This window comes from Curtobacterium sp. Csp1 (assembly GCF_013347185.1).
In genome coordinates this window covers 230,574-251,874 of sequence record NZ_CP054594.1, presented here as the reverse complement: position 1 = coordinate 251,874, position 21,301 = coordinate 230,574, and the positions used below count along the sequence as shown (strand labels likewise).

Annotated in this window: 24 protein-coding genes and 1 tRNA gene; 11 read left to right on the top strand and 14 right to left on the bottom strand. The window is 71.9% G+C overall.

Going from position 1 to position 21,301, the window contains the following annotated elements:
- Window positions 1-45: 45 nt before the first annotated feature.
- The 4 genes from HUN58_RS01195 to HUN58_RS01180 all read right to left on the bottom strand — a co-directional run bounded on the left by HUN58_RS01195 (window position 46) and on the right by HUN58_RS01180 (window position 4,344).
- On the bottom strand, window positions 46-687 hold the full coding sequence (locus HUN58_RS01195) for a response regulator transcription factor (RefSeq protein ID WP_141861493.1): 642 nt from the start codon (window positions 685-687) through the stop codon (window positions 46-48).
- Entirely contained in the window at window positions 684-2,396 is a 1,713-nt protein-coding gene (locus HUN58_RS01190; protein WP_180225261.1) for a GAF domain-containing protein, read from the bottom strand. The genes HUN58_RS01195 and HUN58_RS01190 overlap by 4 nt, the downstream gene beginning before the upstream one ends.
- Before the next feature lie 216 nt (window positions 2,397-2,612).
- Entirely contained in the window at window positions 2,613-3,470 is an 858-nt protein-coding gene (locus HUN58_RS01185; RefSeq protein WP_114851138.1) for a universal stress protein, read from the bottom strand.
- Window position 3,471: 1 nt separating this feature from the next.
- Complete coding sequence (locus HUN58_RS01180) at window positions 3,472-4,344, bottom strand: universal stress protein (RefSeq protein ID WP_167510069.1); 873 nt, start codon at window positions 4,342-4,344, stop codon at window positions 3,472-3,474.
- A 252-nt stretch (window positions 4,345-4,596) separates the two neighbouring features.
- Here HUN58_RS01180 and HUN58_RS01175 point away from each other — a divergent pair, with 252 nt between their 5' ends.
- The 5 genes from HUN58_RS01175 to HUN58_RS01155 all read left to right on the top strand — a co-directional run bounded on the left by HUN58_RS01175 (window position 4,597) and on the right by HUN58_RS01155 (window position 9,116).
- Window positions 4,597-5,388: a universal stress protein gene (locus HUN58_RS01175; RefSeq protein ID WP_180225262.1), complete on the top strand. Its 792-nt coding sequence runs from the start codon at window positions 4,597-4,599 to the stop codon at window positions 5,386-5,388.
- Entirely contained in the window at window positions 5,385-6,347 is a 963-nt protein-coding gene (locus tag HUN58_RS01170) for an ABC transporter ATP-binding protein (protein WP_229727815.1), read from the top strand. The genes HUN58_RS01175 and HUN58_RS01170 overlap by 4 nt, the downstream gene beginning before the upstream one ends.
- A complete protein-coding gene (locus tag HUN58_RS01165; protein WP_180225263.1) occupies window positions 6,344-7,954 on the top strand; it encodes an ABC transporter permease in 1,611 nt (536 codons plus the stop codon). Before HUN58_RS01170 ends, HUN58_RS01165 begins: the two co-directional genes overlap by 4 nt.
- A gap of 55 nt (window positions 7,955-8,009) precedes the next feature.
- A complete protein-coding gene (locus HUN58_RS01160) occupies window positions 8,010-8,861 on the top strand; it encodes a universal stress protein (protein WP_180225264.1) in 852 nt (283 codons plus the stop codon).
- Between the two features lie 81 nt (window positions 8,862-8,942).
- Window positions 8,943-9,116 carry a hypothetical protein gene (locus HUN58_RS01155; RefSeq protein WP_167510070.1) on the top strand — a complete coding sequence of 58 codons (174 nt, stop codon included), beginning with the start codon at window positions 8,943-8,945 and terminating at the stop codon, window positions 9,114-9,116.
- A gap of 17 nt (window positions 9,117-9,133) precedes the next feature.
- Here HUN58_RS01155 and HUN58_RS01150 read toward each other — a convergent pair whose 3' ends face one another.
- A complete protein-coding gene (locus HUN58_RS01150; protein ID WP_180225265.1) occupies window positions 9,134-9,586 on the bottom strand; it encodes a hypothetical protein in 453 nt (150 codons plus the stop codon).
- The gene (locus HUN58_RS01145) at window positions 9,556-9,843 is read right to left on the bottom strand and encodes a hypothetical protein (protein ID WP_208745301.1); all 288 of its coding nucleotides are present in this window, start codon (window positions 9,841-9,843) and stop codon (window positions 9,556-9,558) included. Before HUN58_RS01145 ends, HUN58_RS01150 begins: the two co-directional genes overlap by 31 nt.
- A gap of 392 nt (window positions 9,844-10,235) precedes the next feature.
- Between HUN58_RS01145 and HUN58_RS01140 the strand changes: the two genes are divergently transcribed.
- Both HUN58_RS01140 and HUN58_RS01135 read left to right on the top strand, forming a co-directional pair.
- A complete protein-coding gene (locus HUN58_RS01140; RefSeq protein WP_114851144.1) occupies window positions 10,236-10,802 on the top strand; it encodes a hypothetical protein in 567 nt (188 codons plus the stop codon).
- A gap of 175 nt (window positions 10,803-10,977) precedes the next feature.
- A complete protein-coding gene (locus tag HUN58_RS01135; protein ID WP_141861499.1) occupies window positions 10,978-11,403 on the top strand; it encodes a hypothetical protein in 426 nt (141 codons plus the stop codon).
- Between the two features lie 310 nt (window positions 11,404-11,713).
- On the opposite strand, the gene HUN58_RS01130 is transcribed toward HUN58_RS01135, so the two are convergent.
- A complete protein-coding gene (locus tag HUN58_RS01130) occupies window positions 11,714-12,283 on the bottom strand; it encodes an AAA family ATPase (protein ID WP_180225266.1) in 570 nt (189 codons plus the stop codon).
- A gap of 57 nt (window positions 12,284-12,340) precedes the next feature.
- Window positions 12,341-13,246, bottom strand: a complete 906-nt coding sequence (locus tag HUN58_RS01125; protein WP_180225267.1) for a hypothetical protein — start codon at window positions 13,244-13,246, stop codon at window positions 12,341-12,343.
- 107 nt (window positions 13,247-13,353) lie between these two features.
- On the opposite strand from HUN58_RS01125, the gene HUN58_RS01120 reads away from it, so the two are divergent.
- Together HUN58_RS01120 and HUN58_RS01115 are read left to right on the top strand one after the other, a co-directional pair.
- Window positions 13,354-14,037: an SMI1/KNR4 family protein gene (locus HUN58_RS01120; RefSeq protein WP_114851148.1), complete on the top strand. Its 684-nt coding sequence runs from the start codon at window positions 13,354-13,356 to the stop codon at window positions 14,035-14,037.
- A gap of 46 nt (window positions 14,038-14,083) precedes the next feature.
- Entirely contained in the window at window positions 14,084-14,473 is a 390-nt protein-coding gene (locus HUN58_RS01115) for a hypothetical protein (RefSeq protein ID WP_141861507.1), read from the top strand.
- Between the two features lie 51 nt (window positions 14,474-14,524).
- On the opposite strand, the gene HUN58_RS01110 is transcribed toward HUN58_RS01115, so the two are convergent.
- A complete protein-coding gene (locus tag HUN58_RS01110) occupies window positions 14,525-14,731 on the bottom strand; it encodes a hypothetical protein (RefSeq protein ID WP_114851150.1) in 207 nt (68 codons plus the stop codon).
- Between the two features lie 255 nt (window positions 14,732-14,986).
- Here HUN58_RS01110 and HUN58_RS01105 point away from each other — a divergent pair.
- Window positions 14,987-15,058, top strand: a tRNA-Gly gene (locus HUN58_RS01105).
- A 106-nt stretch (window positions 15,059-15,164) separates the two neighbouring features.
- On the opposite strand, the gene HUN58_RS01100 is transcribed toward HUN58_RS01105, so the two are convergent.
- Both HUN58_RS01100 and HUN58_RS01095 read right to left on the bottom strand, forming a co-directional pair.
- Window positions 15,165-15,965: an FAD-binding oxidoreductase gene (locus tag HUN58_RS01100; protein WP_114851151.1), complete on the bottom strand. Its 801-nt coding sequence runs from the start codon at window positions 15,963-15,965 to the stop codon at window positions 15,165-15,167.
- On the bottom strand, window positions 15,962-16,555 hold the full coding sequence (locus tag HUN58_RS01095) for a molybdopterin-dependent oxidoreductase (protein WP_114851152.1): 594 nt from the start codon (window positions 16,553-16,555) through the stop codon (window positions 15,962-15,964). The genes HUN58_RS01100 and HUN58_RS01095 overlap by 4 nt, the downstream gene beginning before the upstream one ends.
- Window positions 16,556-16,703: 148 nt before the next feature.
- Here HUN58_RS01095 and HUN58_RS01090 point away from each other — a divergent pair, with 148 nt between their 5' ends.
- Entirely contained in the window at window positions 16,704-17,156 is a 453-nt protein-coding gene (locus HUN58_RS01090; RefSeq protein ID WP_167510072.1) for an SIP domain-containing protein, read from the top strand.
- Window positions 17,157-17,256: 100 nt separating this feature from the next.
- On the opposite strand, the gene HUN58_RS01085 is transcribed toward HUN58_RS01090, so the two are convergent.
- The 3 genes from HUN58_RS01085 to HUN58_RS01075 are packed head-to-tail and all read right to left on the bottom strand — an operon-like array spanning window position 17,257 to window position 21,241.
- Window positions 17,257-18,141 carry a glycosyltransferase gene (locus tag HUN58_RS01085; RefSeq protein WP_141861511.1) on the bottom strand — a complete coding sequence of 295 codons (885 nt, stop codon included), beginning with the start codon at window positions 18,139-18,141 and terminating at the stop codon, window positions 17,257-17,259.
- On the bottom strand, window positions 18,138-19,670 hold the full coding sequence (gene rfaE2 / locus HUN58_RS01080) for a D-glycero-beta-D-manno-heptose 1-phosphate adenylyltransferase (protein ID WP_254631589.1): 1,533 nt from the start codon (window positions 19,668-19,670) through the stop codon (window positions 18,138-18,140). The genes HUN58_RS01085 and rfaE2 overlap by 4 nt, the downstream gene beginning before the upstream one ends.
- On the bottom strand, window positions 19,667-21,241 hold the full coding sequence (locus HUN58_RS01075; RefSeq protein WP_180225268.1) for an aldehyde dehydrogenase: 1,575 nt from the start codon (window positions 21,239-21,241) through the stop codon (window positions 19,667-19,669). Before HUN58_RS01075 ends, rfaE2 begins: the two co-directional genes overlap by 4 nt.
- Window positions 21,242-21,301: the final 60 nt, after the last annotated feature.

The following is a 21,301-nucleotide window of genomic DNA, read 5'->3' as shown; positions in this document are numbered from 1 at the left end:
GACAGAGCCCGAGGACGAGAGATCCCGTCCTCGGGCTCTGTCGTGTCACCGTGCGTCGGGTTTGCGTATCCCGTGGTCGGCGCCGTACAGCGCGGCCTGTGTCCGGCGCTCGAGTCCCAGTTTGGCGAGCAGCCCGGACACGTAGTTCTTCACGGTCTTCTCAGCGAGATCGAGCTGTTCGCCGATCTGGCGGTTCGTCAACCCGACGGCGATGAGTTCGAGCACCTGCCGTTCCCGGAGCGTGAGGTCCGGCAGGTCGTCCTCCGGCCGCCTGGTGATGCGTTCGACCGCCTGCGCCACCGGGACGGCCGGGAGGAGACTGCGACCTGCCGCGACCTGCCGGATGTCCTCGACCAGGGTCTGCCCGCGGATGTCCTTCACGACGTACCCGGACGCGCCGGCGAGCAGCGCTGCTTGCATCGCCGACTCGTCGTCGTACGCGGTCAGCATCAGGCACGCGATCTCCGGGTGCGCGGACCGCACCGAGCGGCACGCGTCGACGCCGCTGCCGTCCGGGAGGCGGACGTCGAGCACGACGACGTCCGGCCGGGTCGCCGCCACTCGGCCAGATGTGTCGCGTACGGTGCCGGCTTCTCCCACGACCTGGAGGTCGGGTTGGGCGTCGATGAGGTCCGCGACGCCGCGTCGCACGATCTCGTGGTCGTCGACGAGGAACACCTTGATCATCGTGGTTCCTTCCGTTCGGTTCGTCCGAGGGGTGCGGCCCAGACGACGGTGGTGCCGCCGTCGGCCCCGGGGCCGAGCTCGTAGCGTCCGCCGCGCATCGTCGCGCGGGCGGCCAGGTTGGCGGTACCGCTCCGACGCTCGCTCGACCCGGGACCGGGGCCGTCGTCCTCGACGACCACCTGCACGGCGTCGTCGGTGACGGCGACCTCGACCCGGCATTCCGCGCCCGGGGCGTGTCGCGCGACGTTGGCGACGGACTCCCGAACCGCGGCGACGACGTCGTGGGCGAGCGCCCCCGTAACGTCGATGTCGACCGGACCGCTGAAGGTGATGCGAGGCGGGCGGGAGAGTGCTGGGCGGAGCTCTGTGACGACGTCCAGCAGCCGTTCCCGGGTGCTCCGTGCGGCTGGGCGGTCGGAGCTGCCGAGCGTGAAGACCGCTGTGCGGACCTCAGCGATCGCCGCGTCGATGGCGCTGACCTGCTCCTCGAGGTGGTCGCGGAGGTCCTCCGGGACGCGCAGGGCGGTCGCCTGCAGTGCCAGTCCGGATCCGAACAGCCGTTGGATGACGTGGTCGTGCAGGTCCCTGGCGATTCTGCTGCGGTCCTCGGCGAGTTCCAGGCGCCGTCGGTCTCGACGGCCCCGCGCCACTGCGAGTGCGACGCTGGTCTGCCGGCCGAACTCGCCCGCCATGCCCAGTTCGGCGTCGGCGAACACCGGGCCGCCCGGCCCGCGGGCGACGACGAGCGCGCCGAGTGCGTCGCCGGCCACCCGGAGCGGGATCGCGATCGTCGGCCCGAGCGGGGGCGTCCACTCGACCCCGGCGACCGCGGTTCCGGTCGTGTCCGCGACGACGGCACCCGTGTCGATGGCACGCCCGGCGAGCGATCCGGCGGCGGGGTACCGGCGGTCGCGGACCGGGTCCGCGACAGGACCGACCGCGATCGCCACCTGCAGGTACTCGGCGTCGGCGTCGGGCAGGACGATGGTGACCAGGTGCGCGTCGACGAACGCGAGGACCCGGTCGGCGATGATCGTGAGGACGTCCTCGATGGACTCGTCCGCGACGAGCGCCGAACTGACGTCGGCCGTCGCGGTCGCCCACCGTTCGCGCAGCTGGCTCTCTTCGAACAGACGCGCGTTGTCGATAGCCACGCCTGCGGTCGCGCCGAGCGCCTCGACGAGCTCCTGATCCTCCTGCGTGAAGTGCCCGCGACGCGGGTTCGTCAGGTAGAGGTTGCCGTAGACCTTGTCGCGCACCCGCAGCGGCACCCCGAGGAACCCCTCCATCGGCGGGTGACCCGCCGGGAACCCAGCGGAGCGCGGGTCCTCACCGAGGTGCTCCAACCGGACGGGGCGCGCGTCCTGCATGACGGCCCCGAGCACACCCTTGCCTCGGGGGAGGTGTCCGATGCGCCGGACGTGCTCCTCGTCCATCCCGACGTGGATTAACCGTTCGAGTTCCTCGCCGTCCGGTGCGATCACGCCGAGCGCGCCGTACTCCGCGTCGACGAGTTCCAGGGCCGCGGCCACGACCGCGTGCAACGTGTCCTCGAGGGCCAGGTGCTCGACGATCCGCCGGTTCGCGGCGAGGAGGTTCCGCAATCTGCCCTGCGTGCGGAGCACCGCCTGCGCACGGTCGACCAGTTCATCGATGGTGCGCTCGAGTGCGGAACGCGGAGCATCCGGGAATGCGAGCGGTTCGACCATGAGGTCCCTTCGGGTGTGGAAGTTCCGATCCTAGGACGGCTGATCGAACGGAGTCCGCGGTCCCTGACCGCGGTGCGGGCGCTCGACCGGACCGGGGCGCTCGATCCGCTTCGGGTCCGGATCAGGCGCCCCGCGGTGAGCAATGTAGAGGAGCGCTGGAGTCAGCGGTAGGACCAAGGTCCCACGACCTCGTCGCCCCCGGGACGCCCGGTACAGTCATCGCTCCAGGAGTTCACGTCGCCGCTGCGGCACCACCGCCACGGGCGCGCGTCCCTGCGTGATGAGGCCGTGCGCGGTGGAACCGGTGAACAGGCCGCCGATGGTGGTGCGGTGCCGGCGTCCGAGGACCACCAGCGAGGCGAACGGCGCGTGCGCCAGGAGTCGCTCGACGGGGTCCCCTTCCTCGAGTAAGGGGCGGTGGCGCAACCCGGGGTACCGCATGTGCAGGAGTCGCTCGCTGTCGGCGAGGACGGCACGGTTGTGCTCCTCGTACAGCTGCGGGTCCTCGAGCACGCTCAACGCGCCCGTCGCTGTGGCCACCGGGAGCTTCCACGCCCGGAGCGCGCCGAGGCGGTGGCGGCTCCGCAGCGCCTCTTCGGCGGCGAACCGCAGAGCTGCGTCCCCCGTCGACGTGTCGACTCCGAGGAGGACGTCACCGTCGACCGGGACCCAGTCCTCGGGAACGACAACGACCGGGAGGTCGGCGACCGTCGGGATGCGTTCCGGCATCCAACCGTCGAGCGCCGTCCGCAGTCGGTGTTGGCGGCGGTTACCGATCACGAGGAGGTCCGCGTCGGCGGCGACTTCGAGCAACGTGCGGTCGGGTGCCCCGAACCGCACCAGGGTCTCGACGCCCACGTGACTCCTGTCAGGGAGCCGCGCCGCTGCTGCTTCCACCAGCGCTCGATCGGCGCGGGGATCCGTTGACCATCCGTTCGTGACGGTGACGACGTCGACACGGCTGCCGGACGGAAGATCCCGTTCGATCACCCAGTCGATCGTGCGCAGACTCGCCTCGTGCTCGTCGATGCCGACCACGACGTGTTGCGGAACGGGAGCCGCAGCGTCTCGCATGTCAATGCACCTCCGCCGGCGAGGGTACGGCTGAGGCCGTCGCCGGCACTGCGGCGGCCGGCTGGGGGACGATGCAGACCGGCGAGTGGGCGCGGTGCATCAGCGCTTCACCGACCGAACCTCCGAGGAACGCCCCGATGGCGGTCCGGTGTCGTCGCCCGGTGACGATGAGCGAGGCATCGGCCCCGGCTTCCTCCAGGAGTGCGGCCGCGGTCTGGCCGTGTCGACGAGCCGCGCGGACGACGAGGTCTGGGTGGCGGTCCGCCACGGCACGGCTCGCGGCCTGGAGCTCGAGCGTGCTCTCGTGCTCCCACAGCTCCCGGTCGTCCGCGAGGTAGATGTTCGCGTACGGGGAGATCGTCAGCGGGATGTCCCAGGCCCGGACGAGGACGAGTTCGCTGCCACGGACAGCAGCCTGGTCCGCGGCGAACGCGAGCGCGGCCGAGGCGGTCCGACCGTCGACGCCGACCACGACCGGGCCCGCACCGTGGTGCCAGTGCTCGGGGACGGCGATGACGGGCACGGTGGTACGTGCCACGACGCGTTCAGCGATCCGGCCGCCGAGCGTCGCGAGCACGACGTGCGCCTGACGGGCACCGAGCACGAGGACGTCGCTGTCCTCGGAGTCCAGCAGCAGTCGCTCCACCGTCGGCCCCTCCGGCACGGACTGCTCGACCATCAGCCCAGGGTGACGCCGACGCAACCGCGTCTCTGCCTGTTCGAGCCGCTGCTCGGTCCGCAGCACCGTCTCGGAGTAGAGCTCGCTGACCGTGAGGAGCCGAACGCGGTCTCCTGGGCGGAGGTTCTCGTCGATCCATTCGATGGTCCGCGAGCCGGCGTCGGTGTCGTCGACCGCGACGGTGTAGCTGGTCATGGTTGCTCCTCGGCAGGTTCTTCCGGTCTGTGCCCGGCTGGCGACCGCGGTGGTCGCCTGCCACGACGGTAGGTCGACCACAGCGAGCCGTGGAGGGTCGAACGTCCTACCGGTGTTGGCAGGCTTCTCCATTCCGAGACGGTTGCCGGGTCGGTCCGGGCGCACCGGGACCTTCGACACTGTTCCCGCGGCGGATGGACCCGCAGCCTCGTAGCGGAGGGGGTACCGACCGCCTCCGGGAAGGGGTCAGCGATGACCAGACGATTCGTCGTCGGGTGGGATGGGTCGTCCGCGGCTCGCGGCGCACTCGCGTGGGCACTGGATCGCGTTGAAGGCGGGCCGAACCGCCTCATCGTCGTCCACGCTGTCCCAGCGGACTCTGCCGCGCCGTCCCTGTCGACCGCCGACTTCTCCGTGCGGGCGGCCGTCAACGCCGTCATCGACACCGACCACGCCGTTCGGGTGGACGTCGAGGTGCACCGTGGGCACCCGACCGCGGTGCTGCTCGCTTCTGTGGACGCAGACTCCGTCCTCGTCGTGGGCCGGGACGGGGTGCCGGCAGCGCGTGGCTCGCGGCCCTCGCTCGCGGACCGCCTCGTAGGCGCGGCCCCCTGCACGGTCGTGGTCGTTCCGCTCGCCCGCGGGGCACGTCGGGACGGGATCGTCGTCGCGGTGGATCCGGGCGCTTCGTCGCGTCCTTCGCTGCGCTTCGCGGTTCAGGAGGCGCGGCGCACGAGACAGTCGATCGTGGCCGTCAGCGCATGGTCACCCCGACACGGCAATGGTGCCGAGGACCCGGGCGGCGTCGAGCGGACCCGTCGGTTGCGCATGCTGGAGGAACAGGTGGAGGACGCTCTCGCCGAGGCGCCGGACGTGGACGTCGTCCGGCGACTCGTTGCGGGTCCGCCGGCGCGGCGCATCGTGGAATCCGCCGAGGCCGCGTCATTGCTCGTCATCGGAGCGGGACACCGGCGCGCGAGGGCCGGAACAGTGACCGAGCAGGTCGTCCGCGCGTCCCGCACGCCTGTCGCGGTCGTCCGGTGAATCGGTCGTCGACCGGGCTGACGGGCTCTGCCGCCGTCCGGATCCGCGGGCTCGAGAAACGCTACGGGCGTGTCCGAGCAGTCGATGGCCTCGACCTGGACGTCGCCGCGGGGGAGGTGCACGGGTTCCTCGGGCCGAACGGCGCGGGCAAGACCAGCACCATGCGGATCCTCCTCGGTCTCAGTAAGGCGACGCGCGGGGACGTCCGAGTGCTCGGTGGCGATCCGTGGAGCGACGCGGTGTCGCTCCACCGCCGGATGGCGGCCGTTTCCGGGGACGCGGCTCTGTGGCCCGGGCTGACCGGGGGCGAAACGATCGACCTCCTGACTTCGTTGCGCGGCGGCGCGGTGCGATCCCGTCCCGTCCGAGCGAAGCGGGCCGCGCTGCTCGAGGATTTCGCACTCGACCCCACGAAACGCGTCCGTGCGTACTCGCGAGGCAACCGCCAGAAGGTTCTCCTCGTCGCCGCACTGCTCCTCCCGGCGGAGCTCTACCTGTTCGACGAGCCGACGACGGGACTCGACCCCCTGATGCAGGAGGTGTTCGCGCGACACGTCCGAGCGTCGCACGACGTTGGAGCGACCGTGCTCCTGTCGTCCCACGTCCTGAGCGAAGCACAGGCGCTCTGCACGACCGTTTCGATCGTCCGCGCCGGTCGGGTGGTCGAGACGGGCTCGATGGCGGAGCTGCGACGGCGCACGCGGACCACTGTCTCCTTCGACGCCGCAGGATCGATCCGCGAGGTGCGCGCCGCCCTGCCCGAAGCGCGCGATCTCTCCGTGACGGGCGCCCGGTTCTCCTGCAGCGTCGCGGAGTCGGACGTCGTGGCCGCTCTCCCCCGGCTCGCGGCACTCGACGTCACCGGTCTCGTCATCGCTCCGCCGTCCCTGGAGGAGTTGTTCCTGCACCAGTACGAGACCGAGTCGGTCTCGGCGGCAACCGCATGGAGCACGTCATGATCCTGCTGCTGGTCCGGTCACGCCTCCGGGCAGACCTGTGGCAGCTCGTCGGCTGGGTCCTGGGGCTCGCGGTCACGACGTCGCTGGTCACCGTCCAGGTCGCCGCGACGTTCCCCACCGGAGCCGCTCGTGCGGCCACGCTCCGCGTACTCCTCGCCACGCCCGTCGTCCTGGTGTTCGGAGGGACACCTGACGGCGCCTCTGCTGGGGCGTTCTTGACCGCCCTCAGCCTGTCGTTCGTCGCTTTCCTGGTCGGGATGATGAACGTCTTCCTCGTCACCCGGCACAGTCGCGCGGCCGAGGAGAGTGGTCTCGGGGACACTCTGAGCTCCACCGCGACGGCCCGGACCGGACCAGTCGTGAGTGTGCTGTTGTTCGTGGTGGCCTGGAACGCCATCGCCGGTGTCGCGGTTGCATCGGGCACCGCCCTCACAGCGGAGCCTCCGGGCGGATCGATGCTGTTCGGTGCAGCGTGCGCGGGCACCGGGGTGGGTACGGCCGGAGTCGTCCTGCTCCTCGCACAGTTCTTCCCGTCTGGACGCGCCACCAACGCCACGGGAGCCATCGTCTTGGTGGCGTGGTACTTCATCCGGGGCATCGGGGATGCAACCGGCACCGCAGACATGCGCACGCTGGTCCTGCGACCGTCGTGGGTCAGCTGGGCGAGTCCGATCGGTTGGGCGCAGGCGACCCGGCCGTTCGGCGAGCAGTCGCTCTGGCCCCTCGTCCTCGGACCCACGCTCTTCGTCGCGGCCGGCGTGGGTGCCGTCGTCACGGCGGGCCGTCGAGATGTCGGGTCGGCGACCATCGGCCACCGACCGGGACGAGCGGATGCCCGCCTGTGGCTGCGGGGAGCGTTCGGCCTGGCTGTCCGCCTCGACCGGGCGGTCCTGGTCACGTGGACGATCGCGATCCTCGCCTTCAGTGCGCTCGTCGGTTCACTGTCGGGTGTGGTCACCGACCAGCTCACTTCCGTATCTCCGGCGGTCACGAGGACGATCACGGCCATGGGCGGCGGAGCGCAGGACGTGTCGGAGTCGTTCGTCCGACTGGGTGCAGAGACCATCGGAGTCCTGGTCTCGGCCATGTGCGTGCAGGGAGCGCTCCGACTGCGGCGGGAGGAGGCCAGCGCGCGAGCAGATCTCCGGATCGTCAGCGGTGCCAGCCGCACGGCGTGGTTCTTCGCGTTCGCTGCACTCCCCGGCGCGGTCGCTGCTGTGGTGCTTTTGCTGTCCGGACTGGTCGCGGCCGTCGCCGCGGGGGAGGTCGGCGGCACGTCGGCGCCTTGGGCGACAGCGCCGCTCGGCCAACTGCCGGCGGTGCTCGTCATGCTCGCCGTGTCCGCGTTCGTCCTCGCGATCGTGCCGCGCACGAGCGTGGCGCTCGCCTGGTCGCTCTACGCTGCCGCGGCCTTCGTCGGCGAGTACGGCAGCATCGCCGGCTTGCCGGAGTCGCTGCGCCGACTGAGCCCGTTCGAGCACGTCGTGGATCCCTTTCACACGGGGCCGAGCGTGGCCGCTGCCGTCGCGATCACGGCCGGCGCGCTCGTCGTCGTCGGGATCTCGGCGCTCGCTATGCGGTTCAGGGACACGGGGTCAGACCATTGACGAGCACGCCGAGCGCAAGGAAGCGGACGACCGAGGAACGAGAAAGGAACCGACGATGCTGAAGCAGGTGCGTTGGAGCGTCGCGATCGACGAGACCGCGGCGGGCTGGAACACGCTCCAGTGGATCGCGCACAACGTCGCGGATGGTGACGTAGTACGGCTGGTGACCATCCACGAGCGGTTCGGTGAGGCAGCGGAGCGTTCAACGGGTCGGCTGACGATCGCACGGCATCTGCTCACCGAGCGGCATCCCGCTCTCAGGATCGAGCAGGAAGTCATGAACGGCCCGACACTGGGTCGACTCGTTGGGGAGACTGGCGAATCGGACATCCTGGTGATCGGCGGACGCCGCAGCGACCGGGTCTGGGCGTCCGTCACCGGTCGTGTCGCGGAACGAGTCATGGCCGGGGTGAAAGGCCCGGTGGTGGTCGTACCCGAACGGTGGCAGCCCACTCCCGCTCCTTCCGTCGTGGTCGGTGTCGAAGCCCAGACGGCCACGAGCGCACTCGAGTTCGCCTCGGAGAGAGTTGGGCAACGCGGCGGCGACCTCGTCCTCGTCCGAGCCTGGGAACCACCGACGAGCGTGTCGCCGATCGGTAGGGTGTACCTCGCGCGGGAGGCGCCACGCTGGGAGCACGAGGGACAACTCGAACTGGACGCTGCCATCCGCAGGGTGAGCCGAGAACTCCCTGACCTGCGCGTGCGCGCGGAGCTCCGTCAGGGGCGCCCGGCAGCAGTCCTGCAGCGCAGCGGAGAAGCCGCGGCACTCATCGTCATCGGACGACGCCACCGGTCGGCCGTCGCCGGCAGTCTCTTCGGGTCCGTAGGAGAACACCTCGTGCACGACGGCCGCGTCCCCGTGTGCGTGGTGCCCCAGCAGCTCGATAGGCCCTCCGCGGACCTGTGACACCGGCGACACCGCCCACGAACGGCCAGTCTCCGCGCATACCTCCCCTGTACCGATCAACGGTTCAAGGATGGAGACGACATGTTGCAGGCAGGTACGCTCGTGGTAGCTCTTCAGGATCACGGCGGTGTGAGCCGGTCGTTCGTCCGTAGCGGCGAGCAGGGCGTGGTCACGCAGGGCGGGTGGTGGCCGGTGCAGGTGCGGTGGCAAGGGCGGTCCTACAGTCAGCCTGCCTACGTCGACGAGATCGCCTGACAGGCAGCGCGGCGTCGTCACTGCGCTGAGGATGCGCGGGTCCCGAGCGCCCGCTCCCACACGCGGCGGGTACGGCGCGCGGTCGGGGTGTCCTCGCCCAGTCCGTCGCAGAACGCGCGGACCCAGCTCAAGGCGTCCTGCCGAGGCACTCGGAACTCGTTGCCCACGTAGTAGGCGGAGTCCGGCAGCGGCACGACGTTGATGATGTAGTACAGCGACCGGCGCGGCACACCGATCTCATCCGCGATCCAGCCCAGGCGGACGGAGGAACGGTCGGGGTGGCGGTGGCAGGGGAACGGTCGGCGGCGGGTGGTGCGACGCTCTTCCACGAACTGGCGGGCATCGTCGATGGGGATCTGGATCGAGTTGCCGATGCGGCGGGCAGAGTCGGGGAGGGCACCCTCGGAGCTGAGCACCCACACGCGTCGCTGGGTCACGTTCAGCTGCGCGGCGATCCACGCGAGGTCCACGGTCTCGACGTCGTCCGGGAAGGGTTCGATGCCGTACCCGTAGAACCGGCGCTTGTCGGATCGGCGTTCCTCGATGAACGGCTCGGCGCTGGTGAGGGGGATGCGCAGTTTCCGGTTTCGTCCCGGTAGGTGCCGGCGGGCAGTTTGCCCTTCGAGGACCAGGCGTAGGCGCTCCCCATCGCGACACCGACGGCGCCGGCGAGCTCGCGGAGGGTCATGGTCTCGGTCACCGGGACGTTCTTCGTGCTGGTGGTCATCTGGGGCTCCTGGTGCTAAGGGCCGACCTGTTGACGACCTCATCCACGTGTATGCGGCGAAACCAGGACGAGCTGTGGGTGCCGGTCGTCGTCAGTCGGTCAGCGGGGCCGGCTTCCCCGCCGACTTCACGTCCGGAAGTCGGAGCTAACCGCAGGGGCATGCCGATCGGCGGGGTTCCAGGGCACTAGTCTCGTCCCTTCCGGCCGGAGGGTAAGAGCTATGGATAGGGATCTATATGTATGGGGGAGGTGGGAGGGGAGATGTATCCCTCTTCTTCTTCAGATCTATATCTGTGTTCAAGAAGTTAAGAAGAAGAAAGAAGGCCCTACTTCCGCAGCAGGCTGCGGAACTGGCTGACTTGCCAGACCGCTCAACCCGTTGAGCGTCAGCCGTGATCTTCGCAAGCCAGGGGCTGGATCAACTCGGGTTTCGCCGCATCGTGTTGAGCATGGCCAGCACGACCCACTTCTCTCGGTTCACCTCAGGACTCTCGCGCTGCCCGGGAGCCGAGCTGGAAACCGAACCCATGGACCTCACGACCGCGGTTGGAGTCCCGGTGACCACGATGATCATCAGCTGCGGCAGAGACTGCGCGGTCGTGGACGATGCGACGACCGCATTGCAGTGGATGTTCCCGGGCGCGACCACTCGGGCAGACTTCGCCTCCCGGACTGCCGAGGCCGCTCAGGCCGCGGAGCGAGCGCACTACGAACAGGTCCGGTGGTGCGTCGCTGCCCACAGGATGTCCGCTTCGCAGCACCGGCTCTACGCAGCACCGAAGGACACCCACTTCGACGGGCCGCTTCCGTTGCGGTGGCTCGGAGTCCCGCCGCTGTACCTGACGGGAACGCAGCTCGGCGAGCGACCGCTCCCGAGCGGTCTCACTGAGCGGGTGTGCGGAGCGCCCGATGCGTGCTTGCGGCTGCTCGCTGACGCAGGCGTCATCGAGTTGTGGTGAATCGACGTGGGTTGCCCTGGTCCGCGCATAGGTGCCCCGAGGACGACATCCGTCATGGACGGGGATCCGGAACGGAGAAGCCACGTTGACCGAGGTACACCCCGAAAGGACGATCGAGCACTGGGGCGGTGTTCTCGTCACGCTGGACGGCGCGTCGGGCACTGAATGGCGCGAGTTGCCGTGGTCCCTCCTGCGCGAGGCGCTCCGTGCGCACGCGCTCGGTCCGGGCGGGGAACTGCTCGTCATCGAGTGCCGCGACACCGATGCCGAAGACGCCGCGGTACGCGGGCGAGCGCAGGTGCTCTCCCTCGGTGCCGGGTACGGCGTCATCGTGGAACTCCGGGACGACACCAAGGACGTGTCGTTGTACGAGCGCATCGCACTGCGCGACGAGCCTCGGGATGTCCTCCGACTGACGCTCTCTCCGACCTGGACCGCCGTCGTGCGCCAGGCCGAGATCCTCTCGCCGTGGCAAGCTGCCTCTGTCCTCGGGTGGATGATGCCCTGCGACGTTCCCCTGCTCGACGACTACTGGACGTCAGAGCAGGCTCTCGACTTCTGGCAGGACGTCCGAGCGGGCCGTCGCCGCTCACCGGTGTGATGCCGCACGACATCGTCTCGTCGCCAGTTCGTGGCACGTTTCTTGGCACGAATCTGTACGCATCGCCGTTCATCTCCGTTGATGTCGGTTCCATTCGGAAGCCCGCACCGGCGCGGATCTCGGGCCAGATGCCAGCCACGACGGGCAGGCCGTTCGACGGCACATTTCCCTGACACGAAAGAGGTCACTGGTTCGATCCCAGTATCGCCCACCACATGGAAACCCCCGCTTCGGCGGGGGTTTTCGCGTTTCCTGCAGCGCAACCGGTGGATCCCCTGAACGGCGGAGGGCTGCACCGATCTGCGTGCCGTCAACGGGCGTGCACCGCGATGCGCCCGCGGTCTCCCACGACCGCGTGTTCGACCACGAGTCGAACGGTCTCGTCCACGGACTGCGACGCCGTGTCGATCCACCAACCCTGGTCCCGGAACCCGTCCCGCATCGAGCGGTCGAGCGCCTCGTGCCCGTCGAACTCGAAACGGTCCGCCGATGGCCGCGCGGCGTTCCGGGCTCTGCAGGTCGCTCCGCCGGGTGCCAGGACCACGAGGGAGGTCGGGGCCCGCGGCAGCACGCCGAGGAGGTGGTCGAGGTGGTGCGCATCGGGGAGGACGCAGTCGACGACCGTGTCGAAGCCTGCGGTCACGAAGTTCGTGGTCAGCGCGCCGATGTTCCGGTGGCACAACGCCACCTGCCGTGCGGCCTCGTCCGCGGGGTGTCCCAGCGGCCACACCGCGCCGGACCTGACCATCCGGCTGACGTCGTCCGCGGCGACACGGGCCGCGCGTGGCAGCGCAGCGGCGAGGCGCGCACTGACGGTCGACTTGCCCGCCCCGGGCATGCCGGTGATGATCCAGGTCCGCCCACCACGCTCGACTGCCATGCGCCGAGTCTGCCGTGCCGTGACGTCCTCCGCGCGGACGTCGTTCGTGCTCGTCCGTCAGCCGACGCGTCGAGCGGCAGCGGAGCCGACCGTCCCGGAAACCTCGGTCCCGTTCCCGTCCGGCCACCACACGGACACCCGCTGTCCGTCCGCGTCGACCGGTGTCGCCTCGAACGCGGCGACGACCGCCTTCGCCTGACGCTCCGTCGGGACGACCGCAGTCACCAGGGACCCGGACACGGAGAACCTCCGGACATCCGGATCCGCTGCGGCGACTCGAGTTGCCGTCTCGACGGTCGTCTCCGACACCGGTGACGAGCCGGTGACGGATACGTACGTCGTCCACGTCTTCGCTGTCCCGACGTACACCGACGACGGGTCGTCGCCGTCCAGGTGCGCGCGCAGCCAGGCCGCTGCTGCGGGAAGGGACGACGGAGTCCGCACGCGGACGGTCGTGGAAGCCCCCTGCTGGGCGACCGTCACGTCCGGGAGCGCGGCCGCCGCGGTCACCAACCGGAAGCCCCGTTCGTCCACCGTCAGCGGCGCCGCGGACGGCGCTGGTCTCGCACCGGACGGGTTCGCCAGGTCGAGCTCCCACGCGGCGAGGTCGTGCCCGGCGGGCGCCCTGACGGTCGCCGTCGATGGTCCGAGCGCCGCCCGCACCGAGCGGACCTGCTCGAGCGTGAACCCGGCACGGACACGAACGGTGAAGTCCGCCGACCACGCGGCCGTCTCGAGGTACTCCCGGGACACGCAGTGCGAGTCGTCCGGCTGCCAGTACCGCGCGGTGACCACCACCACCCCCGGCAACGCTTCGAGACGCTTCACCGTCGGCGCGTACTCCGCGGTGACCGACGGACCCGGCTCGAGCGGTGAGCACCACGAACCGGCACCGCAGCCGGTGAGCGCGGTCGCGGCCGCAGCCCCCACGACTGCAGCCGCGACCCACCGGATTCCCCTCACCACCCCACTGTGCCGAGGACCGCACGCCGACACATCAGCCCACAGGACGAACTGTGTCCTGCGACGTAGCCGGGTGGTCAGTTGGCGACCACCGGTGCGGTGGATCGATGGACCTGGGCCGACTCTTCCGGCGGGGGAACCACGACCCTGCACCAGCCGACGACGCGACCGACCGGCTCCGAGCAGCGCTCGCCCGGCTCGTCGCCCGCATCCCTGGCGACACGATGCTGCACCCGCCGGCGACCGAAGCCGCACTCACGCACGCGGAGACGCACCTCGGCAGGGAACTGCCGGCGGACGTCCGCGCGCTGTACCTGCTGCACGACGGACAACACCAGTACACGGCAGCGGATCCGCGCTTCGCCGCCGGCCTGTTCGCCGGGGCGCCGCTGCTGCCGGTACAGGACCTGCTCCTGAACTGGGACAACTGGGCGGGGTTCGAGTCCCGGGAGGACATGGACGAGTTCGCGTCCTCGGACCCCGACGGGTTCGTGCAGGCGAAGTACTCCGTCCGCGGGTGGATCCCGCTCACCCACGACGGCAGCGGCAGCCACATCGGCGTGGACCTCGATCCCGGCCCAGCCGGCACCGTCGGACAGGTCATCACCTTCGGGTCGGACGACGAGGGGCACCACGTGCTCGCGCCGACCCTGGCGTCGTACCTCGAGCAGGTGTCCGACCTCGTCGAGTCCGGTGACCTCATCCCGTCTGCGGACGAGGACGACCCGGACTGGACGTCCAGCCGCCCGCTGTCGCAGCTGTTCCACCCGACCGGGCGTCCAGCCGCCTGACCGGCGATCGCGCCGGACCGCCGCCGTGCTGTGGCAACATGCGTCCATGCGGATCTGGCCGAGGCGTGCTGCACGGACACCGCCGCACGAGGTGATCGACGTCCACCCGGGCGTGCCGCCGCTCAGTGCGTGGGGCCGCAACGGCATCGTCGGCACGATCGGGTCCGGTCCGGCCGCCGGGGCGACCGTGGTCGCGCACCCGCACTGGAACGAGCGCGGTGCCCTGGACTACTACGAACTGGAGGTCTGGGACCGGACGGGACCCGTGTTCGACGAGGACGGCCGCTTCGTCATGGAGGACTGGGGGCCCGATGATCGGGTGCCCGGTACGGAGGGGGGTCTCGTCGACGCGCTGACCCGTGAGGTCGACGTCACGTGGTGGACCGACCAGGAACGCCTCGACGCGTTCTGGTCGACGCACTGGGACCGCCGCTGAACCGTCCGTCGCCGATCGCCAGCACGGTGCGGACGGACACCGGGGCCCTGGTCAGACCGGCCGGTAGATCGCGATCGGGGGAGCCGACGGGTCGCCGTCGTCGTGCGCGTCGCCGGTGGCGAGCCAGACCCGGTCCTCGTGCTCGATCGTCGTCGGCAGGTCGCCGTGCACGAGGATGCGGATCGCGGGGGCTTCGCCGTCGATCAGGTCGACGCCGTGGGCCTCGGTGCCGCCGGGGTTGTCGTGCACGTAGCTCATGGGCCCAGTGAACCCGTCCGGGGCTGGGAACACCTCGCCCTGGCCGCCCGGTCCCTCGCAGCGTTCGGGTCACCGCGATGGACCGGGCAGCGGGGCGGGTGACCCCGGTGTCCGAGGACGGCCGTCCTCGGCACCGAGGAGTCATCCGGAGACCGGCGGGTACCGGATTGGTCCGACGTGCCGGAGCAAGCGACGCGCCCGGTGGAGCACACGATCCGCGTGCCCAGCCGATGTCGGGGTAGAGTGTTCGAGTACGCGGATGTGGCGCAGTGGTAGCGCATCACCTTGCCAAGGTGAGGGTCGCGAGTTCGAATCTCGTCATCCGCTCGGAACACGCGAAGCAGCACGGTCAGCATCGCGACACGAAGGCCCCGGTCAGTCGATCGGGGCCTTCGTCGTTCAGCCGGTCCGGATCAGCGGATCCGGGTCCCGGTCACCCCGCGCCGCCGAAGCGCTCGGCCCGCACGTCGGACACGTCGTGCCCGAGCTCCCCGAGCCACCGCAGCACCTGCTCGACGAACGGCGTCGACCCGCACACGTACACGAGCGCGCCGACCTCGGGCGGGAACACCGCACGCTCGAGCCCGTCGCGGGTCAGGCGGCCGACCGGCATCCCCGACCCCTCGGGCGCACGGCGGCTGTAGACGTGCGTGACCTCGAGGGGCGCGGGGGAGCGCAGCGCGGCGTCGAGCTCCTCGACGAAGAAGTCGTCCTCGGGCGTGCGCGTCGCGGCGAGGAGCCGGAAGGGCACCGGGTCGTCGGCGGCCGCGTGCGCGGTGACCATCGGGAGCAGGGGCACGATCCCCGATCCGCCGGCGATCAGTTGGACGGGCCGGTCGGAGCGCCCTGGACGCCAGACGAACCAGCCGCCGAGCGGACCGTGCACGTCGAGCCCGTCGCCGACCTCGATCGCGTCGACGAGGAACGGTGAGACCTCGCCGCCCTCGACGCGGTCGACGGCCAGGACCACCCGCGTGCCCTCGCCGGCGGAGGCGATCGAGTACGAGCGGGAGGCCTGGTAGCCGTCCTCGGCGGTCAGGCGCAGGTCGAGGTGCTGGCCGGGGTCGTTGCCGGGCCAGGTCGGCACGTCGAGGACGATGCGGCGCGCGTTCGGCGTCTCCTGCGCGACGGCGGCGACCGTCGCCGGGTGCCAGGCCGGCCGCCTGCGGGACGCGGCGGACGGGGCGGGGGTGGGGCGTGCCTCCAGGCCGTCGACCGGTGCGGACCCGCTCACCAGTACCGCTCTTCCTTCCAGGGGTCGCCGTGCATGTTGTAGCCGGCGTTCTCCCAGAAGCCGGGCTCGTCGTCGGACTGCATGACGATCCCGCGGACCCACTTCGCGCTCTTCCAGAAGTACAGGTGCGGGACGAGCAGCCGCGCGGGCCCGCCGTGCTCCGGCTCGAGCGGCTCGCCGTCCGCCTCGAACGCGATCCAGGACTGCCCGTCGAGCAGTTCGTCGAGCGGCACGTTCGTCGTGTAGCCGCCGAAGCTGTGCACCATGCAGTACTCGAGCGAGGTCTCGACGTCGGCGAAGAACCGGTCGAGGGGGACGCCGCGCCACGGCATGTCGAGCTTGGTCCAGTGCGTCACGCAGTGGATGTCGACGGTGACGTCCTCGACGCCGAGCGCCTGCGCCTCGTCCCACGTCCACGTGTGCAGCCCGGTCTCGGTCCGGATCGAGAAGCTCCAGTCGGCCGGCTCGATGTCCGGCGTCGCCCCGGCGGACAGCACGGGCCAGTCCCGCACGAGGGTCTGCCCCGGCGGGATCCGGGGGTCGTCGCGGTCGTCCCGGCGTCCGCCGAAGCCGCGGGTGAACGTCGCCATGGGTGCTCCTTCGAAGGGTGGTCGTGACCGATCATGCCGTGTCCGGACGCACGGTGTGTGTCCGGCAGGTGACAGCGCGGTCTGCGGCCCAGCTGGCAGGTCGCCGTGCGTCCGCCGGAGGGCCGCGGTCCGGCCGTACCCTCGGCACATGAGCGGGCACACGGGGCGGGCGGACGACGCGGACGCGGACGCCGCGGCGCCGGCCGACCGGGTCCTGCTCGCGGGTGCCGCCGACGACCTGCCCGAGATCCGACTGCTGCTCGATGCGCTGCCCGACACCGCGTACGGCCAGGTCGTCGTCGAGGTGGCCTTCGCCGAGCAGGTCCGCATCCTGCCGGCACCGCCCCGGCTGAGCGTCACCTGGCTCGTCCGGTGCGAGCGCCCGTCGCTCCTGCCGTCGCTCGTGTTCGCCGACCACGGTGAACTCCTCGCCGAGGCCGTCACCGCGTGGGCGTCCGAGTGGGGCGTCGCGGGCGCCGAGCCTCGCACCGCCGTCTGGATCGGCTGCGCCGACAGCCCGTGGGTCGAGCGTGCGCGCTCGATCGTCCAGCTCGGGCTCGCCGACGCGGGTCAGCAGGTCCAGGTCGAGTCCGGCAGCTGACGCCGGCCTGGAGGCACGTGGCGGCGCCGCCGGGTCGGTGCGGTCCGCCGTCCGGGAACGGCGCGTCGGACTCGGGTCGGCCAGCCGGGTGGGGCGGGCGTCAGTGGGTGGCGTCGGCGTGCTCGGGGAACAGCACGTCGGGAGCGTCGACGCGTCGGTCCGTGACCGTCGTCGGGCTCTCGAGGTGCACGGCCCCGGACGGCAGGATCCCGGCGCCGCCGAAGCGCTCCATGACCCGCCACTGGGCGACGACGTCCTCGCCGGCGTGCTCGGTGGGCAGCACGGGCCAGAAGCCGAACCCGCCGACGGCCTCGAGCGCCGCGCGGTCGTAGAGGACGCAGGCCCCGACCCAGGCGACCCGGTAGGGCACCCAGCCGCCGGGCTCCACGTCGAGGTCCGCGGCGACGTGCGTCGGGTTCGCGGCGTTGTGCAGCGAGAGACGGTCGAACGCCGGGGTGCCGCGACGGACGACCTCGGGGACGACGGGGCCGTCCCACGGCTCGTACACGGCCGTCTCGTGCGGCCGTCGGTCGTCCAGGTAGGACAGCCCCTGCACGGCACTGCCGACGAACCCGCAGCCCAGGGAGCGGAGCGCGTCGAGCATCCGGCGGACCGAGCCCGGTTCGAGCCAGACGTCGTCGTCGAGGTACAGCACCGCGGGTGCGGTGGCGTGGTCGAGCAGGTGCTGCCGGTGCTCTGCCAAGCCGCGCCGTTCCGGGTGCGCGAGGAGCGTGACGGGGCGGCCCTGAGCCTCCAGGACGCGCAGCATGGCGGCGACCGCCGGCGCGGTGGCGGCGTCCTGGCCCGCGGACTGGTCGCTGAGGACGAGGCGGAACGCGACGTCGGTCTGGGCGGCGAGCCCGGCGAGGGTCGTGGCGAGCTCGGCGGGACGTCCGACCGTCGGGACGAGGACGTCCACCTCCGCGTCGAGCGGGGCGTCGTGCGACGGCCGGGCCCACGCGCCCGACCAGCGGGCCGCGGTCACGGCGCCGGGTCAGGCTCGACGGGGGCGGTGGGCGCTGCGGTCGTCGGGGTGGTGTCGTTCCCCGCCGCTGCCTCGCGGATGCGACGGACGACCGCGGTCGTGGAGTGCTCGGGCACGTAGTCCACCATGACGACCTCGCCGCCGTAGGCGCGGACCACCCCGGTCTCCTCGAGCATCTCGGGGGAGTAGTCGCCGCCCTTGACGTAGACCTCGGGGCGGAGCCGTTCGATGAGCGGGATCGGGGTGTCCGTGGCGAACACCGTCACGAGGTCGACGCACGCCAGCGCCGCGAGCACGCCGGCGCGGTCCTCGGCCGGGTTGATCGGCCGCTCCGGGCCCTTCAGCCGACGGACGGAGTCGTCGTCGTTGAGCGCGACGACGAGCAGGTCGCCGAGCTCCCGCGCCTGGCGCAGGTACGTCGTGTGTCCGCGGTGCACGACGTCGAAGCAACCGTTCGTGAAGACGACGCGGCGACCGGCGGCCCGGGCGGCCTCGACGGCGGTCGCGAGGTCGTCGTGGTCCACGACGGTGGCCGCGGGAGCCGTCACCGACTCGAGCAGCGCGGCGGCGGAGCAGACCGACGTGCCGGCCTCGCGGACCACGACGTCCGCGGCGGCCTGCGCGACCGTGACGGCGTCGCGCGCGGGGGCACGCACCGCCAGCGCGACGGTCGCCGCCGCGCAGAAGGTGTCGCCGGCGCCGGAGGCCTGCTGCTCGGACGCGGGGGTCGCCCGGGTCCGGAAGCCCTGGTCGGAACCGGGCTCGAGCAGGACGGTGCCGTCCCTGTCGAGCGTGACGACGGCGGCGCGGGCGCCCGAGCGGGCGAGCACCTCGGCGCGGGCGTCGACGACGGTCTGCACCCGGGCGGACCCGGTGCCGAGGTCGTGGCCGAGCAGGGCGGCGGTCTCGCCGGCGTTCGGCGTGACGAGGTCGGGGTGCAGGGCGGCCCAGCGGCGGAGGTCGTGTGCGTCCACGACGACGGCCGCGGGGCGGTCGGCGTCGAGCACGGGGACGACGTCCTCGGCACGGACGCCGAGGTCGTAGTCGCACACCACGGCGGCGTCGGCGCACCGGACTGCCCGCCGGACGGCGTCGGCGAGACGCTGCCCGGTCGCGGCGTCGGGGGTCTCGGCGATCTCGTCGACACGGACCACCACGCGGTCGCCGCCGACGACGCGCGACTTCGTGGTCGTGGTGCCGCCGGGGACCTCCACGAGGAAGGTCGTGTCGACGCCGGCCGCGGTCAGCCGGTCACGCAGGACCCGACCGGACTCGTCGTCGCCGACCAGCCCGACCATGCGGACGCGGGCGCCGAGGGCGCGGGCGTTCACGGCGGTGTTCGCGGCGCCGCCGGGCACCGCGACGGTGCCGGTGACGCGGACGACAGGGGCGGGGGCCTCGCGGGAGACCCGTTCGGCCTCGCCGACGGTCCAGCGGTCGAGGATGCAGTCGCCGATCACGACGACGAGGGGTTCGCGGTCGTCGACGGTGGCGACGAGGTCGCGGACGAGGCGGACGTCGGCGGTCACCGGGCACCACCGTCGGTGTGGGCGCCGGCGTCTGCCGTCGCGCCGCCGGTGGCGTCGGCCGTCGCGCCGGCGGTGGCTTCGGCGTCGGCCGTCGCGTCGGCCCACGTCACGCGCGCCGGCGCCGGCTCGAGGTGCACCACCGTGGTGGTCGTCATCTCGTCGAGCAGGTGCGGTCCGTACCCGAACCCGGCACCGGAGGCGCCGCGCGGTTCGGCGCTGCCGCCGGGCGCACCGCCGAAGACCGCGTTGACCTTGACGGTCCCGACCGGCAGCTCCGCCGCGGCGCGCAGGGCGTGCCCGGTGTCCGCGGTGAGGACGGTGGCCGCGAGTCCGTAGCGGTCGGCCGCCGCCAGCCGGAGGCCCTCGTCGAAGTCCTCGACGACGCGGACCGGGGCGATCGGGCCGAAGGTCTCCTCGGTCATCGCGAGCATCTCGTCGGTGCAGTCGGTCAGGACCGTCGCCGGGTAGAACGTGCCCGCACCGTCCGGGGTGACCCCGCCGGTCCGCACGACGGCGCCGTGGGCGACCGCGTCGTCGACGTGCTCCTGCACGGTGGCGCGCAGCCGGTCGTCGACGAGCGGTCCGAACTCGGCGGCCGGTGCCGCGGTACGGCGCTCGGCCTCGGCGACGAGCGCGGCGACGAACGGCTCGGCGACGGCACGGTGCACGTAGACCCGCTCGACGCTCGTGCAGATCTGCCCGGTGTTGGCGAAGGCGCCGAGGGCGACCTGCGCGGCCGCCCAGACCGGGTCGACGTCACCGTCGACCACCACGGCGTCGTTGCCGCCGTTCTCGCGGATGACGTGCGCGCGGGTCGTCGCGGCGGTGGCCGTCAGGCGGTCCCCGGTCGCGGTCGAGCCGACGTGCGCGTAGACGTCGATGCCGTCCTGCTCGAGGAGCAGCTCACCGGTGGCCGCGTCGCCGTCGACCCCGACGAGCACGCCGTCCGGCAGCGCCTCCGCCAGGAGCTCGTTGAGCCGCGCGATGGTCGCTGGGCACCGCTCGCTGCCCTTGTGCACGACCGTGTTGCCGGTGACGACCGCGGCGCCGAGGATCCCGCACGCCACGGCGACCGGGTCGTTCCAGGGCGTCAGCGCGAGGACGACGCCCCGGGGGTGCGGCACGGACCAGTCGGCGGCGCCGAACTGCCCGCGGAGGGCCTCGCCGCGGTGGACCGGTCCGAGCTCGGCGTACTGCACGAGCGTGCCGATGCCGGCCTCGACCCCGCCGAGCGCGTCGCCGGGGACCTTGCCGGTCTCCCGGGTGTTCAGGTCGGCGAGTTCCTGTGCGTGCTCGCGGAGGACCGCGGCCGCGCGGTGGAGTGCGGCACCCCGCTCGGCCGGCGCGGTCCGGCCCCAGGCGGGCGCCGCGGCACGGGCGCGGGCGACGGCGTCGCGGACCTCGTCCGGGGTCGACCGCCGGGTGGTGCTGGCGACCGAACCGGACACGGGATCGGTGACGACGATCGCGGCGTCCGCAGCGGAAGTCGCATCGGCGTCCGCAGCGGAGGGAGCAGCAGGAGCGGCAGCGGCGGCGTCGGTCGACGCGGGGGACGAAGCGGCGAGGGTCATGGTGTCCTTCGGGTGCGCGGGCGGGAGGCCCCACGCTGCCCGGCTGCTGCTGGGCGCCGG